Raw genomic sequence first — 16,137 nt, 5'->3', positions numbered from 1 at the left:
CTCTACCCCCTGGTTGGTGCGTAGTACTGGTAGAACATCTCGAGTACGACGGGCAGCAGCCGGCTGAACCGTCCTTCTTCGAACGACGCGTCCGGCTCGTTCGCCATCTGCTGCGACAGCACGCCGGCGGTCACCGACGTGAACACCGCGATCCCCTCCTCGGTGGCCGCGTCCGGACGCAACCGGCCCGCGTCCACGCCCGCCTGCAAGTGCCGGCGGATCTCGGCGAGCGCCTCCTGAGCCGGCGCGAACGCCTCCACGCTGGGCTCGAACCCGGGGATCGTCCGCCAGAACAACAGCTGCGAGTAGACGGGGTTCTGCATCGCCCACCGGCCGAACGCCGTGACGCCGATCAGGTGCAGTTCGACCACGTCGTCCGTCGTTGCGGCCGCGACCGCGTCCCGCTGCGCGGCCAGGAACAGTTCGGCGCCCCGCTGGAACAACGCGTCGTAGATCGCCATCTTCGACGGGAAGTACTGGTACAGCGACGGCGGCTGCATGCCGAGCCGCCGGGCCACCGCGGACAGGCTCAAGGCCGCAACCCCCTCGGCCTCCATCAGCTCGATGGCGACGTCGAGGATCTCCCCGATCGTCTGCTGACGACGGCGGGTACGGCGGTCCGACACTGTAGTGCTCATGTCATGAGGAAAACCTAACGGCATTAGGGATGTCAATACCTCGTAGGTTGTCCCCGGTCCCGCGTACTGTTTTGTGGCATGTGCAGAAACATCACAGTGCTCCGGGGACTCGAGCCGTCCGCGACCTCCGAGGAGATCTACGCGGCCGCGTTGCAGTACGTCCGCAAGGTGACGGGAGTCGGCTCGCTGAGCGCGACCACCCGCGCCCCGATCGAGCGCGCGGCCACCGAGGTCGCCCGCATCACCGAGCAACTCCTCGAGGAGATGCCGGCCCGCCGCAACCCACCCCAGACGGTGCCACCGCTGCGCCGCCCCGAGGTCCGCGCCCGCCTCGGCCTCGACTGACAATTTGCGCGGAGTAATGTCTCCCATTGGGAAGCGGTTGCCCTAGTTCGGTTGCGCTAGTTGTCTTGCCTTGAGGGAGGCGCGGATGCGGTTCGCGATCAAGACCAGGCCGGAACACACCACCTGGCAGCAGATGCGGGACGTGTGGGTCGCGGCGGACCAGTTCGAGATCTTCGAGTCCGCGTGGCACTGGGATCACTTCTACCCGCTCACCGGTGACATGCAGGGCCCGAACCTGGAGGCCTGGACGACGCTGGCCGCGCTCGCGCAGGCGACGTCGCGGATCCGGCTCGGCTGCCAGGTGACCGGGATGATCTACCGGCATCCCGCCGTGCTCGCGAACATGGCGGCGACCACGGACATCATCAGCAACGGCCGCCTCGAGCTCGGCATCGGCGCCGGCTGGAACGAGATGGAGACCGCGGCGTACGGCATCGAGCTGTACGGGCTGAAGGAGCGCTTCGACCGGTTCGACGAGGGCACGCAGGCGATGATCGCGCTGCTCACCGAGAAGGTCGCGAACTTCGACGGCAAGTACATCAAGCTCACCGAGGCGTACTGCAACCCGAAGCCGGTGCAGACGCCGCACCCGCCGATCACCATCGGCGGCAAGGGGCCGAAGCGGACGCTCCGCGCGGTCGCCAAGTGGGCGCAGCAGTGGAACGTCATCGTCCCGGACCCGCAGGAGTGGAAGGCGCTCAAGGACGTCCTCGTCCAGCGCTGCGAAGAGGTCGGCCGCGACGTCGGCGAGATCACCTGCTCGGTGAACGTCCGCATCGATCCCGACAGCCCGCTCGACAAGGCGGTCGCCGAGGCCGCGGCGTACGGCGAAGCAGGCGTCGACCTGGTGATCATGAACCTCCCGCTCGACGCGCCGCCGTCCGTCCTGGAGCCGCTCGCGAAGGCGCTAGCTCCGCTCGCTTAGATTGCTCCTGTGGACAGGGAGGAGTACGTCGAGGCCGTGCTGCAGGCCGTGGAGTCGATCCCGGAGGGCAGCGTCGCGACGTACGGCGACATCGCGGAGTACGTCGGTCAGGGCGGACCGCGGCAGGTCGGGGCGATCATGCGCGAGTACGGCGCGAGTGTGCCGTGGTGGCGGGTGATCCGCGCGTCCGGCGTACCGGCCGACGAGGTCGGCGACGAGCAACTGCACCTGCTGCGCTCGGACGGCGTCCGGGTCAGCAACGGCCGCGTCAAGCTGCGCGAGGTCCGCTGGGCCCCGCACAACTGACACCGCCGACGCGGCGTGTTCCTGTCCGGTTTTCGACGATCTGTGGGCAGTGCAGGGTGCCCGTCAGGATTTGTCGGTGCGGTCTGTTGAGATAGGGCGGTGGTCAACAGACAGAGGTCCCGGTACCGGTTGGTCCGGGAGGAGCGCCGGAGCGCGGCGGCCCCTGTCCTCGATCCCGACCAGCAAGCCGTGGTGGATCATCCGGGCGGACCGCTGCTGGTGCTCGCGGGGCCCGGCACCGGGAAGACGACGACGTTGGTCGAGGCCGTCGTCGACCGGGTTCGCAATCGCGGGTTGAGCCCGGACGAAGTACTGGTGCTGACGTTCGGCCGGAAGGCCGCGACCGAGCTGCGGGACCGCATCACCGGTCGCCTCGGGCGGACGACGCGGGTGATGCCGTCGATGACGTTCCATTCCTTCTGTTACGCGTTGCTGCGCCGGTTCACTCCGGCCGACGCGTTCGACGTACCACTGCGACTTCCGTCCGGTCCGGAGCAGTCGCTGCGATTGAGCGAGGCGTTGTCAGGAAGTCGTGAGGTCGGTGCGGTGCACTGGCCCGGCAGTCTGCATCCGGCGTTGAAGACGCGCGGGTTCACCGACGAGGTGCAGGCGGTGATCGGTAAGGCGCGGCAGCTGGGTCTCGACCCGGAGGACCTGTCCGCGATCGGGCGGTCGGCGGAGCGGGCCGAGTGGGTCGCGGTCGGCGACTTCTTCGAGGAGTACCTGCGAGTGCTCGACGCGGAGCAGGTGCTGGACTACTCCGAGCTGATTCATCGCGCGGTCATCCTGGCGCAGCAGCCGCAGGTGCGGGCCAAGCTGCGGACCGAGTTCAAAGCGGTGTTCGTGGACGAGTACCAGGACACCGATCCCGGCCAGACGAAGCTGCTGCAGGCGATCGCGGGCGACGGCCGCGACCTCGTCGTGGTCGGCGACCCGGACCAGTCGATCTACACGTTCCGCGGGGCGGACGTGCGCGGACTGCTCCGGTTCACCGACGAGTTCCGGACCCGCGACGGCGCGGAAGCAGCTCAGATCGCGTTGGGTACGACGCGACGTTTCGGGACCACGCTGCAACGCGTGTCGCGCAACGTCGTCAACCGCCTCGGCGTACCGGGATCGCTGGATCGGGACACGTTCGAGCGGTTCCGGAACCCGGATGCCTCGTCATGTGTGTTCGGTCCGGGAAAGGTCGAGACGAACCTGTACTCGACGAGCGGTGCGGAGCTCGAGCACATCGCGGACCTGCTGCGGCGCGCGCACGTTCAGGACGGCATCGGGTGGAGCGAGATGGCGGTGCTCGTTCGGTCCGGCAGTCGTTCGATCCCACCGTTGCGACGGGCGTTGGCGGCGGCCGGCATCCCGGTGGACGTCGCGGGCGACGAGCTGCCGTTGTCGCGTGAGCCCGCCGTACGGCCGATGTTGCTGGCATTGCGCGCGGTGGCCGACCCGGAGACGTTGACCGTCGACGTCGTACGGGCGTTGGCGCTGTCGCCGCTGGGCGCTATGGACGCGGGCCAACTGCGGCGGTTGGCGCGGGTGCTGCGGCGACGCGATCGGGACGCGGCGAACGGGCAGCGGTTGCCGCGGTCGTCGGACGAGCTGTTGCGGGAAGCGATGCTGAACCCGTTGCTGCTCGACGAGGAGGCGTCACCGGCCGAGGCGCGGTTCGCGGCGCTCGGCGAGCGGTTGCTCAAGGCAAGAAATATCGTGACCGCGGGCGCGGCGCCGGACGAGGTGATGTGGTCGCTGTGGTCGGAGTCGCCGTGGTTGCGCCGGCTGCGCGGGCAGGCCACGTCGGGCGGCGAGACCGCGCGGGCGGCGAACCGGGATCTGGATTCGTTGTGCGCGCTGTTCGATGCGGCCGGCCGGGCGGAGGAGCAGGTCGGGTTCAAGGGGGTTTCGGCGTTCCTGTCGGAGCTGGAGTCGCTGGACATCGCGGGGGACAACCGGTTCGACGGGACGTACCGCGAGGCCGGCGTACAGCTGATGACGGCGCACCGGTCGAAGGGCCTGCAGTGGCGGCTGGTTGTCGTCGCTTCGGTGCAGGAGGGGCAGTGGCCGGACCTGCGGCGGCGCGGGTCGTTGCTGGAGCCGGACCGGTTGGGACCGGACGGGTTGATCGATCCGTTGTCGGCGGGTGCGTTGCTGGCCGAGGAGAGACGGTTGTTCTACGTCGCGATCACGCGTGCGCGGGAGCGGCTGATCGTGACCGCCGTACAGGCGCCCGAGGCCGACGGTGATCAGCCGTCCCGATTCCTTGCCGAGCTGGACATTCCTTTGAAACTGGTCGCCGGGCGACCGCGGCGGCCGTTGTCACTGCCGGGTCTGGTCGCCGATCTGCGCTGCGTGCTGGCGGATCCGGCGTCGTCGCCGGCGTTGAAGCGTGTGGCGGCGGACCGGTTGGCTTTGCTGGCTTCGGCTGTCGACGACCGGGAGCAGCCCTTGGTGCCGACGGCTGATCCGTCGCGGTGGTGGGGTGTGCGGGAGCGTACGGAGTCGGTCCGGCCGATCGCGGATCCCGAGCTGCCGGTGCCGTTGTCGGGCAGTGCGCTGACGACGATCGTGGACTGTCCGTTGCGGTGGTTCCTGACCAGACGGGCCGGCGGGGAGACGCCGAGTACGTCGGCGATCGGGTTCGGGATGGTGCTGCACACGCTGGCCGATGCGGTCGCGACGGGGACGCTGCCGCCGTCGGTCGACGAGCTGAACGGGTGGCTGGACAAGGTGTGGACGCAGCTCGAGTTCGAGTCCGCGTGGATCTCGGACCGGGAGCGGGTCGAGGCGGAGCAGGCGTTGCGGCGATTCGTCGCGTGGCACCAGGGTCGGCCGGACCGGACACTGGTGGGGACGGAGGTGGACTTCGACGTACTGCTGCCGGACGAGGAGCACCCGGCGGTTCGGGTGAAGGGCCGGATGGACCGCGTCGAAAAGGATTCTGAAGGTACGGTCCGGGTGGTCGACCTGAAGACCGGGCGGAACATTCCGACCAAGCCCGCGCTGGAGCGGCACGTGCAGCTGGCGATCTACCAGCGTGCGATCACTTCACGGCAGATGAAGAAGCTCGGCGAGGACGCGGTCGCCGGCGGTGCTGAGCTCGTCCAGCTCCGCCACGACGACAACGGCGGCTTCCCGAAGGTGCAGCCGCAAGGGCCTTTGGAAACCGATGAGGACGGTCGCACCTGGCTCGACGACGCGGTCGACGACGCAGAGTCCATGATCCGCTCGGAGGAGTTCACCGCCCGACGCAACGACGGCTGCAACCGCTGCGAGGCGCGCGCGCTCTGCCCTATCCAGCCCGAGGGGCGGGAGATCGTGTGATGGGAGCGGACGGGGCCTTCGACGTCCGGACGTCGGGGGTGGAGTCACCGTGCGGTGGCAGCGGACAGGAAATAGCCTGTCCCACCACCCCAGTTCCTGTGCAGCGGCTGGTTGAGGGGGTGTGATGGTTCAGCTTCGGTCTACGGCTGAGTTGTGTGAGTTGTTGGAGATTCCGTTTTCGGATCAGCAGTTGGCGGCTATTACCGCTCCGCTGGCGCCGGGGGTGATTGTGGCGGGGGCCGGGTCGGGGAAGACGACGGCGATGGCGGCCCGGGTGGTGTGGTTGATCTGCACGGGTCAGGTGAAGCCGGAGGAAGTGCTCGGGCTGACGTTCACCAAGAAGGCCGCGAACGAGCTCGACGTCCGGATCCGCGAGGACCTGACGAAGGCCGGCGTCCTCGGATCGACCTTGCCGAAGGACCAGCACCCGATTCTGGCCGCGCACCTGCGCAGCAACATCCCCAACTGGGAGCCCGAGGAGCCGGGCGAGCCCGTCGTGTCGACGTACCACGCCTTCGCCGGCACGTTGATCGCGGAGCACGGCCTCCGTATCGGCCTCGAGCCGGACTCCCGCGTGCTCGCCGACGCGACCCGATTCCAGTTGGCGGGTCGCGTCGTACGCCGGTCCGCCGGGCCGATCCGCTTCGCCTCGCACCACGTGCCGACCCTCGTCAACAGCCTGCTCGCTTTGGACGGCGAGCTCGCGGATCACCTGCTTCGTCCCGATGACATCCGCGAGCACGACGACGCCGTACGGCAGGAGGTCGCGGCGGCGCGTAAGCAGACGGTGGAGGTCCGCAAGCTTGCCGAGACCGCGTTGAAGCGGGGCGAGATCCTGCAGCTCGTCGAGGAGTACCAGGCGTACAAGGTGGAGCGTGGCGTCGTCGACTTCGCCGACCAGATGGCGCTCGGCGCGCGGCTCGCCGAGGAGTGTCCGGAGGTCGCCGCCATCGAGCGGTCGCGGTACAAGGTCGTGCTGCTCGACGAGTACCAGGACACGTCCGTTTCGCAGCGCCGGATGCTCACCGCGCTGTTCGCCGGGCCGGATCGCGAGCACGGGCGCGGCCATCCGGTCACCGCGGTCGGCGACCCGTGCCAGGCGATCTACGGCTGGCGCGGTGCCTCGGTCGCGAACCTGGACGAGTTCCCCACACACTTCCCGCAGGCGGACGGGTCGCCGGCCCAGCGGTACGTGCTGAGCGTCAACCGCCGCTGCGGCAGTCGCATTCTCGCGGCGGCGAACCAGCACGCGGCCGAGCTCTATGAACAGCACCCCGGCGTCATCCCGCTCGAGGCCCCGGAGAACGCTCCGGAGGGCGCGATCACGGTCGGGTTGTTCGAGACCCGCTCGCAGGAGATCGAGTGGGTCGCCGACGCGATCGTCGCCGCGCACCGCACGCGGAACCGCCGCTGGAAGGACATCGGCATCCTGATGCGGACGAACGTCGACCTCAGCGCGGTGCACGAAGCGCTGATCGCGCGCAAGGTCCCGGTCGAGGTCGTCGGCCTCGGCGGTCTGCTCGCGCTCCCCGAGGTCGTGGACGTGGTCGCGACCCTGCAGGCCGTCAACGACCTGACCGCGAACGCGGCGATGCTCCGGATCCTCACCGGCCCGCGCTACCGGATCGGTCACCGCGACCTCGCCCTGCTCGCCAACCGCGCCCGCGCGCTCGCCGACGCGGGGGAGCGGCCGGCCGCCGACGACCTGGTGGCCGCGCTCGACGCGGCCGTCGCCGGGATGGATTCGACCGAGGTCATCTCGCTCGCGGAGGCGGTCGACGATCCGGGGCCGGCGGCGTACGCGCCGGAGGCCCTGACCCGCTTCAAGGAGCTGTCGATCGAGCTTCGTGAGCTGCGCGCGCATGCGGGCGAGCCGCTGCTCGACCTGGTCCGCCGGGTGATCAGCACGATCGGCCTGGACGTCGAGCTGACCGCGACCCCCGATCACGTCGACGCCGGGCGACGCGATCACCTCGCCGCGTTCCTGGATGCCGTGGGCAACTTCGTGTCGACCGAGTCGGACGGATCACTGGACGGTCTGCTCGCGTACCTCGCGGCCGAGGAGGAGTACGCCGCCGGCCTCGACCTCGCCGTACCGAGTGAAGCCGACTCCGTGAAGCTGCTCACCACGCACCGGTCGAAGGGCCTGGAGTGGCCGGTCGTGTTCGTGCCGACGCTGGTGTCGAAGGTCTTCCCGTCCGACCGCGGGCGGGACAAGTGGACGACGAACGCGAAGGTGCTTCCGTGGCCGCTGCGCGGTGACGCCGACACGCTGCCGGACATCCACGACCTGTCGAACGCCGGGCTGAAGGCGTTCGCGGACGAGTGCAAGGAAGTGAACGCGCTGGAGGAGCGGCGGCTCGGGTACGTCGCGTTCACGCGTGCGAAGGAACTGCTGGTGGCGACCGGGCATTGGTGGGGTCCGACGCAGAAGCGGCCGCGCGGTCCTTCGTCGTACCTCTCGGTGCTGAAGAAGCACGCTGGGGAACGGGTCATCGCCTGGGCAGAGCAGCCGGAGTTGACGGCGGAGAACCCGGAGCTGGCCGAGCAGACACAGGCGCCGTGGCCGACGCCGTACGACGTGGACTCGTTCCAGCGACGACTGGAGTCGGCTGCGCTGGTGCAGCTGTCGCGCGCGGAAGGTCCGTCGATCGAGGCCGAGGAGTCGCTGCTGCTCGACGAGCAGGCGACGGTCGCGCGCTGGGACTCGGAGCTCGAGCGATTGTTGTCCGAGGCAAGGGAAAGCCGGAGTCGGAAGGCGTACGACGTGGCGTTGCCGGCCGCGCTGTCCGCGACGCAGCTGATGCGGCTGGCGAAGGATCCCGACGGCCTGGCCGCCGAGCTGGCCCGCCCGATGCCGCGCAAACCCAACCGGGCCGCGCGTTTCGGGACCCGGTTCCACGCGTGGGTGGAGAGCTACTTCGGCCAGCAACTGCTGATCGACCCCGACGATCTCCCCGGCGCCGCGGACGAGGACATCGTCGACGACACCGACCTCACCGACCTGATGGACGCGTTCCGCGACGGCCCGTTCGGCGACACCACGCCGTACGAGATCGAGGCCCCGTTCGCCCTCGCCCTGGACGGCCGGGTCGTCCGCGGCCGCATCGACGCCGTCTACCAGGTCGTCCGCCCGGACGGCTCCCGGGGGTACGACGTCATCGACTGGAAAACCACCCGAGGCGAAACCGCCGACCCCCTCCAGCTGGCCATCTACCGAGTCGCCTGGTCCGAACTCATGAACATCCCCCTCGACCAGGTAACCGCAGCCTTCTACTACGTCCGCACCGCCGACATCATCCGTCCCGAAAACCTCCCCGACAAACAACAACTCATCGAACTACTGAACGGTTGACCTCAACCCGCACCGGAAACGGAACCTCCGCCTCGAACACCTTGCCTTCGGTGACGACAGCCCGCTCGACATACCGATCGCCGTCCAACTCGAACACCGTCAACGTCGCCTCCTCCGCATCGAGCATCCAGTAGGCGGGGACACCGGCCCGCTCGTAAAGCACCGGCTTGAGCACCCGATCAACCGTCCGCGTCGTCGACATGACAACCTCAACCGCGAGCATGGTCGGGACATGCGGCGGCCATCCCAAGCATCAGCTCTCCGAGAGCCAACTGATGGATCCGCGACGACATGTACGTCACCAGCAGAACCCCGTCGACAAGCTCGTACCGCGCTCCCTCGTCCGGAGCCGCGTCAAGGTCAGCAGTAGTAAATCCACCCGGTTCGACAGGCCACATGCTCCGACCCTCCACCGAGCAGGCCCAAGCAGAGGAGGGCCGATGAGGATCTGCCCCAGGTTGCCCGCAGTTGCTGCTAGACGACGATGTCGGCGGGGACGATGCGCACCGGGAACGGCAGGTCGGCCTCGAATGCTTCCTTGCCTACGACAACTGCCCGCTCGACGTACGTCTCGCCTTCGAGCTCGAGAACGGTGAGCTCTTCCTCGGCTGGGTCGAAGATCCAGTACGACGTGACGCCGGCCTGCTCGTACAAGCGCCGCTTGAGGACCCGGTCCGCCAGGCTCGTCGACTGCGACAGCACCTCGACCGCCAGCAGTAATGGCTTCACAATCGTCTGGCGCCCGACGTCCTCCCGCCGGCAGACGAGCACGTCGGGCTGCACCGACCGTGTCGGCGTCGGCCGGAAGTCCACCGGCGCGACGAACACTTTCAGGTCCTCCGGGCAGCGTTCTCGGAGGGCCACCGCCAGTTCGAGCACTGCGGTCTGATGTATCGGCAACGGAGCGGGTGTCACGAGCAGCATCCCGTCGACCACCTCGTAGCGCTTCCCGTCGTCGGGAAGCGTTTCGAGATCGGCCAGCGTGAAGTGACCCGGCTCAAGTGTTTCCACGTACCCCATGGTGGTGCCTCCTTCTTGATCACACAACCAGCATGGCGGCGGGTGGAGAGGGTTCGGTGCCGTTTTGGTGATCTGCCCCGGGTTGCCCCGTGATCTGCCCCACGGTGCCCTTGGATGCCCTGGGATGCCCCGGTTGTCAGCATTAGTTGGTGAGGGTTGCGGGGGTGAGGGTGAGGGGGAACGGCTGGGTGACGTCGACGGTTTCCTCGGATTGGACTACGGCCTGGCACTCGTAGCCGGTGGGGGTTAGTTCGAGGATGGTCAGTTCTTGGTTGGTGGGGTCGAGGAGCCAGTACGACGGGACGCCGTGCTGCTCGTACAGGGATCGTTTGAGGACTACGTCGGTGGTGCGTGTGGCTGGGGAGAGGACCTCGACTGCCAGTAGGGGCGGCTGGATGACGGGCGCGTCGCGGTGGCAGACGAGGACGTCAGGGCGGAGCGTTGTGTGGGTTGTGGGACGGAAGGCGACTGAGCCGACTGCGACGAGTAGGTCGGGTGGGCAGGCGTTCTTCAGCAGCACCATCAAGGCGAGCACGGCCGCGTGGTGGGCGGGTGGTTGCGGGCCGGTGATGAGCAGGCGGCCGTCGACGATCTCGTAGCGCCGGCTGTCCCGGGTGGCTTCTGCTGTACGCACCACACCAGCCTGACAAATCCCGCCGTACCCCCGCCGAAGTTATCCACAGCCTTCAATCCGCACGGCTCCGCCCGGCGCCAGTCGCCACTCGCGCGGCTGCCCGCGTGAACTGTCGTAGCAGGGAAAGAAGTCGTCGCTATCTGCAACTTTGTTTCCCCGCTCTTTGGGTCTTGCCCAGATCGGGAGGAATCCTCTCCGTTGAACGCGAACGGCCGCCCCGCCAGTCGGCCGACGGTCTGCAAGCTCGACAGGTAGAGCACCAGCGAGACACCGTACACACGACCACAATCACGCTCAGGTGCACTACCAGCCCCCCGACACGTCCTGTCCAAAATGCACACGCCGCCCTTCGCCGCACCACCTCAACCACCCACACCTGCATCGCAAGAGCCGGATGACCCGTCCATGCGGTTGGTGACGGGCGCAGGGCGTTCGTTAGCCGGCGTGGCTGGTCAGTGGGTTTTGCAGGGTGCCGGCGAACTGCAGGGAGCCCGCTACGTCTGTGAGGTCGACCATTTGCTGGTTGTTCTTCAGTTGGAGGCGGTTCAGGCAGGAGAGGGCGAACTCCGGGGCGAAGATGTCGTACTTCGCGAACGCTTCCGCCAGTTCCGGTGTCGCCGCCTGGTAGTCGCGGATGGACGACGCCACCACGGACCAGAACTCGGACGGCGTCAGCAGACCCTCCCGATCCAGCAGCGGGGACAGGAACCGGAAGATGCAGTCGAAGACGTCGGTGAAGATCGACAGCAGCTTCTCGTCGTCCGGTACGTCGGTCCGCACCCGCTCTGCCTCGGCCGGTACGGGCGTCGAAGAACGAAGTACGGCGATCTCCTCGGCGAGGTCCTTCATGATCACCCGGATCGGGATCGCGTCCCGCAGTACCAAGATCAGGTTCTCGCCGTGCGGCATGAACACCAGCTCGTACGCGTAGAAGCTGTGCAGCAACGGGATCAGATAAGCGTCGACGTACGCGCGCAGCCAGTCCGCCGGCGCCAGGCCGGACGCCCGTACCAGCGCCGCGGCCATCGACGCGCCGCGCCGGTCGACGTGCAGCAGCGACGCCATTGTGGCCAGCCGCTCGCCGGGCTCCAACGACGGCACCGGGCTCTCGCGCCAGAGCGCCGACAACATCTTCCGGTACGGCGAGGTCTTGTCGGTCGCGTTCTCGTAGTACCGGTTGTGGTACCCGACCGCCGCGATCTCGCGCAACACCGTGAAGCCGTACCGCTTCAGGACGACGTCGTTCGAGACGACCGAGTGCACCCAGTCGTTGATCGCCGGCGTCGCGGCCATGTACGACGGGGACAGCCCGCGCATGAACCCCATGTTCAGCACCGACAACGCCGTCTTCACGTAGCACCGACCAGGCGACGACCGGTTGAAGAACGTCCGGATCGACTGCTGCGGCTGGTACACGTCGTCCGTCGACCCGAGGTGAACGATGTGTCCCTGGGCGATGTCGGCGGCGAACGTGATCGACGTCTTGTTGTCCCACTGCCAGGGATGCACCGGCAGGTACACGTACTCCGCCGGATCGGCGACCGCCGCGAACCGCGCCAGCGTCTCCTCACCCAACTCCGACTGCATGATCGAGTCGAAAGCCAGCGAGGAACTGCAAGAAACCGTCGTCCGGTCCCGCCGGGTCGCGATCCAGGTCAGCTGGACGCCCGCGCCGGTCTCCGGCGCATAGGCGAGATAGTCGGTGAGGCCGAACCCGAGCCGCCCGTTGTTCGCGACGAAGCACGGATGTCCTTCGGTCATCGCGGCCTCGATGGTCTGGAAGTCCGCGGTGACCAGGTCCGCCGCCGTCAGGTCCGGCTTCGACAGCTTGTACGCCGCCGACGCCAGCGTGCTGCTGATCTCCTCCAGGTACACCGGCAGCATCTCGCGCCCGATCCCGAGCTGCTCATGGAACTCGGTGATGAACTCCAAAGCGTCGATCGCCGAGCCGTCGTCGCGGACAACTGAAGAGATATCCCAATGATTCAAAGGATAATGTCGCGCGGTGAATCGGTACCGGCCAACGGTATATTCATTGCCGACAGCAACAGGTTCGAGAATGCGCTCGTGGATGAACTCGGACAAGGCCTTCCGGATCAATGCCTCGTTGACGACCGCCCAGTGATCCATCAGCCCGCCTCGTTCATTCGATGCGCCTCGGCGTACTGGTCACGGGTGCAGAAGCTCAACCACGACTGCTTGTCGGGAAGCCGTACGACGCTGTGCTTGCGGAACCCCATCCGCGCGTTCAGCGCCTGGATCTTCACGTTCCGTACGTCGGGTTCGACCACGACCCGATCGACGAGCGGATCGCTGAACAGGCTGTCCATGATCGTCTCGAACACGGCCCCGGTGAACCTGGGGATCGGCGTGGTCGGCGGCCCCACCAGAACGTGCATGCCGATGTCGCCCGGTGCCACGTCGTACGTCAGGCCGACCGCGTCGTACGCCGGCTCATAGTGCTCCATCAGGAACGCCGGCCGTCCGTCGTGCTCGCCGAGGAACGCCTGGTGGTGCGCGCTCTCCGCGATCCGGAGGTACTCCGCGTGCACGTCGGCGATTGACGCGGTCAGCAGGCCCCAGTACCGCGCGTACGGCTGGGTGACCCAGCTGTGCAGCGTGGTCACGTCCGTCGCGAGGTCGAACGGCCGGAGGCTGAAGGTGCCGAGGCCGGCGACGAACCGCCGGTACGTCGGCTCGGGCAGTGCTCTGGTCATGGCGGCTCTGCTTTCGAGGTGGGCGAACCTGCTTAGCTAAGGCTTACCTTACTTGATAGCTGATGAGGCATCGAAACCGGGTCGTATCGTGGCGGGAGCCGCAGTCGTCCACACTGGTAGGACGACCTCGGACGGGGGAGCAGATGGCAGCTCGAAGACGGTTCGCAGCCGGTTCGCTCGGCGGGACGCTGTTTCTGCTGGCGGCCTGTGGCGGTGCGGGGACGCCGGATCCTTCCCCGAGCGCTCCACAGACGAGTGCTCAACAGACGAGTGATCAACCGACGAGCGTCCAACCGACGAGCGCCCAGCCGAGCAGTACGGCGCCTGCCCCGACCTCGACTGCTCCAGCGGCAGGGGTGGTGCCGAATGTGGTCGGCCTGAACCACCAGTTGGCTCAGGACACCATGCAGGCGGCGGGTTTCTACTATCTGACCGAGGAGGACGCTACCGGGCAGGGCCGGCTGCTGATCAACGACCGCAACTGGGTGGTCGTCAGCCAGGAGCCCAAGGGTGGCACCCGTGCCGCGGCCGACACCAAGATCATCTTGCGCTCCAAGAAGATCGGCGAGTAGGTGGATGCGGCAAGTACGCCGCGCGGCGGATGTGCCGCAACCGCGGGGCAGGCCTACGTTGGAAGCATGTTGATCGCCGAAGACCTCTTGTTGCTGCTGTACGACGACGAGACCGGAAAGCCGATCACTGGGTCGCCGGGTCTCGACTACGCGCTTGCGGGTGCGGTGCTGATCGAGCTGACGCTGAGCCGGAAGCTCGACATCACCATGGACGGCAAGGCGGGCCGTCTGCAGGTGCTGGACGGCGCACCGACAGGTGACGCGATCCTGGACGAGCGCCTCGCCTACGTGGTCAACAAGCCTGGGAAGAAGCCGAAGGACCAGATCGGTGCGCTCTCGAAGCGGCTGCGCAACCAGCTGCTGGCGCGACTCGCGGAGCGAGGTGTGCTGGAGGAGGACGAGGGCAGGGTGCTCGGTCTGTTCCCGGTGACTCGCTGGCCGGCCAAGGATGCGCGGCACGAAGCCGAGGTGCGCTCCAAGCTCGAGAGCGCGCTGAAGGTGGGTACGACGCCGGACGAGCGCACCGCTGCGTTGATCGCCCTCCTCAGCGCGCTGAACGTCGTACCGAAGGTCGTCACGGACGCGGTCGACAAGAAGGCGCTGAAGCAGCGGGCGAAGGAGATCGCCGATTCGGACTGGGCCGCCGCCGCGGTGAAGAAGGCGGTCGCCGAGATGCAGGCCGCCGTCACAGCAGCCATCGTGGTCGCCTCCTCCGCAGGAGCGTCAGGTAGCAGCTAATCGAGCCTTGATGTCCGGCTTGACCACCTTGCCGACCTTGGAGCGTGGCAGGTCGGGCCAGACGAGCACCTCCTTCGGCGCCTTCACGCTGCCGATGCGTGCCTTCGCGAACGCGATCAGCTCGTCCGCCTCGACCACGCTGCCCGGCTGGAGCTGTACGACGGCCACGACCCGCTCGCCCCACTTCTCGTCCGGCAGGCCGATCACTGCGCAGTCCTGTACGTCGGCGTGCGCCATCAGCGCCTGCTCGACCTCGGTGGAGTAGACGTTGAAGCCGCCGGTGATGATCATGTCCTTCGCCCGGTCGACGATGTAGAGGTAGTTGTCGGCGTCCAAGTAGCCAATGTCGCCGGTGTGGTGCCAGCTGTACGCCGAAGCCGCTGCGGTAGCCTCGGCGTTCCGGTAGTACCCCTGCATCACCAGCGACCCACGCACGACGATCTCACCGCGCTCACCGTGCGGGAGCAGCGTGCCGTCCGCTCCCATGATCGCCACCGTGACCAGCGGGGACGGCCGTCCCGCGGATGACAGCCGTCCCCGCGCAATATGGCCCTCGGTGTCGAAATGTTCAGCGGGCGGCAGCATCGAGATCATCATCGGGGCCTCGGTCTGCCCGAACAACTGGGCCATCACCGGACCGATCCGCTGCAGTGCCTCCTCGAGCCGGGCGACCGACATCGGTGCAGCGCCGTACCAGAAGCACCGCAGCGACGACAGGTCCGTGGAGTCGAGCTCCGGCGCCGCCAGCACCATGTAGATCAGCGTCGGTGGCAAGAACGTGTGGGTCACCCCGTGGCGCGGTATCAGCTCCAGGAACGCATGTACGTCGGGAGCTCGCATGATCACGATCTCGCCGCCGGAGGCGAGCACCGGGAAGCACAGCACACCTGCCGCATGTGTCAGCGGCGCCAGCGCAAGATAGACCGGTCGCTCGCCGAACGGGTACCCGATCAGCGTCAGCGCGGTCATCGTCTCCAGGTTGCCGTTGCCGAGCATGACCCCCTTCGGGCGCCCGGTCGTACCGCCGGTCCCGACGATCATCGCCAGATCGTCGGGGTCGGTCAGATCGGGTGCCGGCTGGGACGCGCCCCCGCAGAACGCGTCCCAGCCGACGGACCTCCGGCCAGCAGGGTGGGGGGTGAGGCCGGAGCTTGGGGCATCCGTGGGCTCCCCGTCGAGACACACAAAGGTGTGGATCTTCGGCAGTGAGTCCCGAATGCGGTCCACCAGTGGCGCGAACGCCGCCTGGTAGATCAGTACTTCGCAGTCGAACTGGTCGAGCAGTTCCCGGTTCTCGGCGGCCTCGTTGCGCGGGTTGATCGGGCACCAGACCGCACCGGCCCGGCTGATCCCGAACACGCAACTGAACGCCACCGGGTCGTTCGCGGACAGGATCGCCACCTTGCCACCCGGCCGTACGCCGGTTGCCGCCAGCGCGCTCGCGATCCGGTACGAGAGCTGCTGTACGTCGGCGTACGTCAGCGTCTCGCCGTCCGTGGTCAGGCAGGCCGCGTCCGGGCCGAGCGAGGCACCCTTGTCCAGGTAGTCGACCAGTCGCACAGCTTCTCC

The 16,137-nt window shown here is 67.7% G+C and carries 15 protein-coding genes; 7 read left to right on the top strand and 8 right to left on the bottom strand.

The window, feature by feature from the left end; translation table 11 throughout:
• Nucleotides 1–2 precede the first annotated feature (2 nt).
• A complete protein-coding gene (locus EV651_RS14085; RefSeq protein WP_166658603.1) occupies nucleotides 3–638 on the bottom strand; it encodes a TetR/AcrR family transcriptional regulator in 636 nt (211 codons plus the stop codon).
• Nucleotides 639–716: 78 nt separating this feature from the next.
• Between EV651_RS14085 and EV651_RS14080 the strand changes: the two genes are divergently transcribed.
• The 5 genes from EV651_RS14080 to EV651_RS14060 all read left to right on the top strand — a co-directional run bounded on the left by EV651_RS14080 (nucleotide 717) and on the right by EV651_RS14060 (nucleotide 8,887).
• Nucleotides 717–983, top strand: a complete 267-nt coding sequence (locus tag EV651_RS14080) for a DUF2277 domain-containing protein (RefSeq protein ID WP_130383962.1) — start codon at nucleotides 717–719, stop codon at nucleotides 981–983.
• Nucleotides 984–1,068: 85 nt separating this feature from the next.
• On the top strand, nucleotides 1,069–1,908 hold the full coding sequence (locus EV651_RS14075) for a TIGR03560 family F420-dependent LLM class oxidoreductase (RefSeq protein ID WP_133785592.1): 840 nt from the start codon (nucleotides 1,069–1,071) through the stop codon (nucleotides 1,906–1,908).
• A gap of 9 nt (nucleotides 1,909–1,917) precedes the next feature.
• Nucleotides 1,918–2,214, top strand: a complete 297-nt coding sequence (locus EV651_RS14070; RefSeq protein ID WP_133785591.1) for an MGMT family protein — start codon at nucleotides 1,918–1,920, stop codon at nucleotides 2,212–2,214.
• Nucleotides 2,215–2,313: 99 nt separating this feature from the next.
• On the top strand, nucleotides 2,314–5,532 hold the full coding sequence (locus EV651_RS14065; RefSeq protein WP_133785590.1) for an ATP-dependent DNA helicase: 3,219 nt from the start codon (nucleotides 2,314–2,316) through the stop codon (nucleotides 5,530–5,532).
• A gap of 163 nt (nucleotides 5,533–5,695) precedes the next feature.
• The gene (locus tag EV651_RS14060) at nucleotides 5,696–8,887 is read left to right on the top strand and encodes an ATP-dependent DNA helicase (RefSeq protein ID WP_238156876.1); all 3,192 of its coding nucleotides are present in this window, start codon (nucleotides 5,696–5,698) and stop codon (nucleotides 8,885–8,887) included.
• Here EV651_RS14060 and EV651_RS42365 read toward each other — a convergent pair.
• The 6 genes from EV651_RS42365 to EV651_RS14035 form a co-directional block, all read right to left on the bottom strand.
• On the bottom strand, nucleotides 8,865–9,089 hold the full coding sequence (locus tag EV651_RS42365; protein WP_238156875.1) for a Uma2 family endonuclease: 225 nt from the start codon (nucleotides 9,087–9,089) through the stop codon (nucleotides 8,865–8,867). The genes EV651_RS14060 and EV651_RS42365 overlap by 23 nt on opposite strands.
• A 7-nt stretch (nucleotides 9,090–9,096) precedes the next feature.
• Nucleotides 9,097–9,285, bottom strand: coding sequence for a hypothetical protein (locus EV651_RS42360; protein ID WP_238156874.1), 189 nt, complete (start codon nucleotides 9,283–9,285; stop codon nucleotides 9,097–9,099).
• 76 nt (nucleotides 9,286–9,361) lie between these two features.
• Entirely contained in the window at nucleotides 9,362–9,907 is a 546-nt protein-coding gene (locus EV651_RS14050) for a Uma2 family endonuclease (RefSeq protein ID WP_133785588.1), read from the bottom strand.
• 142 nt (nucleotides 9,908–10,049) lie between these two features.
• Nucleotides 10,050–10,541: a Uma2 family endonuclease gene (locus EV651_RS14045; RefSeq protein ID WP_133785587.1), complete on the bottom strand. Its 492-nt coding sequence runs from the start codon at nucleotides 10,539–10,541 to the stop codon at nucleotides 10,050–10,052.
• A 435-nt stretch (nucleotides 10,542–10,976) separates the two neighbouring features.
• Nucleotides 10,977–12,530, bottom strand: a complete 1,554-nt coding sequence (locus EV651_RS14040; protein WP_238156873.1) for an IucA/IucC family siderophore biosynthesis protein — start codon at nucleotides 12,528–12,530, stop codon at nucleotides 10,977–10,979.
• A gap of 140 nt (nucleotides 12,531–12,670) precedes the next feature.
• Complete coding sequence (locus tag EV651_RS14035; protein WP_133785585.1) at nucleotides 12,671–13,258, bottom strand: GNAT family N-acetyltransferase; 588 nt, start codon at nucleotides 13,256–13,258, stop codon at nucleotides 12,671–12,673.
• Between the two features lie 359 nt (nucleotides 13,259–13,617).
• On the opposite strand from EV651_RS14035, the gene EV651_RS14030 reads away from it, so the two are divergent.
• Together EV651_RS14030 and EV651_RS14025 are read left to right on the top strand one after the other, a co-directional pair.
• Nucleotides 13,618–13,830: a PASTA domain-containing protein gene (locus EV651_RS14030; RefSeq protein WP_238156872.1), complete on the top strand. Its 213-nt coding sequence runs from the start codon at nucleotides 13,618–13,620 to the stop codon at nucleotides 13,828–13,830.
• A 66-nt stretch (nucleotides 13,831–13,896) separates the two neighbouring features.
• Entirely contained in the window at nucleotides 13,897–14,568 is a 672-nt protein-coding gene (locus EV651_RS14025; RefSeq protein ID WP_133785584.1) for a GPP34 family phosphoprotein, read from the top strand.
• Here EV651_RS14025 and EV651_RS14020 read toward each other — a convergent pair.
• Complete coding sequence (locus EV651_RS14020) at nucleotides 14,554–16,128, bottom strand: AMP-binding protein (RefSeq protein ID WP_133785583.1); 1,575 nt, start codon at nucleotides 16,126–16,128, stop codon at nucleotides 14,554–14,556. The genes EV651_RS14025 and EV651_RS14020 overlap by 15 nt on opposite strands.
• Nucleotides 16,129–16,137 lie beyond the last annotated feature (9 nt).

Origin of the sequence: Kribbella sp. VKM Ac-2571 (assembly GCF_004362255.1) — a bacterium.
In the GTDB taxonomy this organism is placed as follows: domain Bacteria; phylum Actinomycetota; class Actinomycetes; order Propionibacteriales; family Kribbellaceae; genus Kribbella; species Kribbella pratensis.
This window is presented reverse-complemented; position numbering and strand designations above follow the sequence as displayed.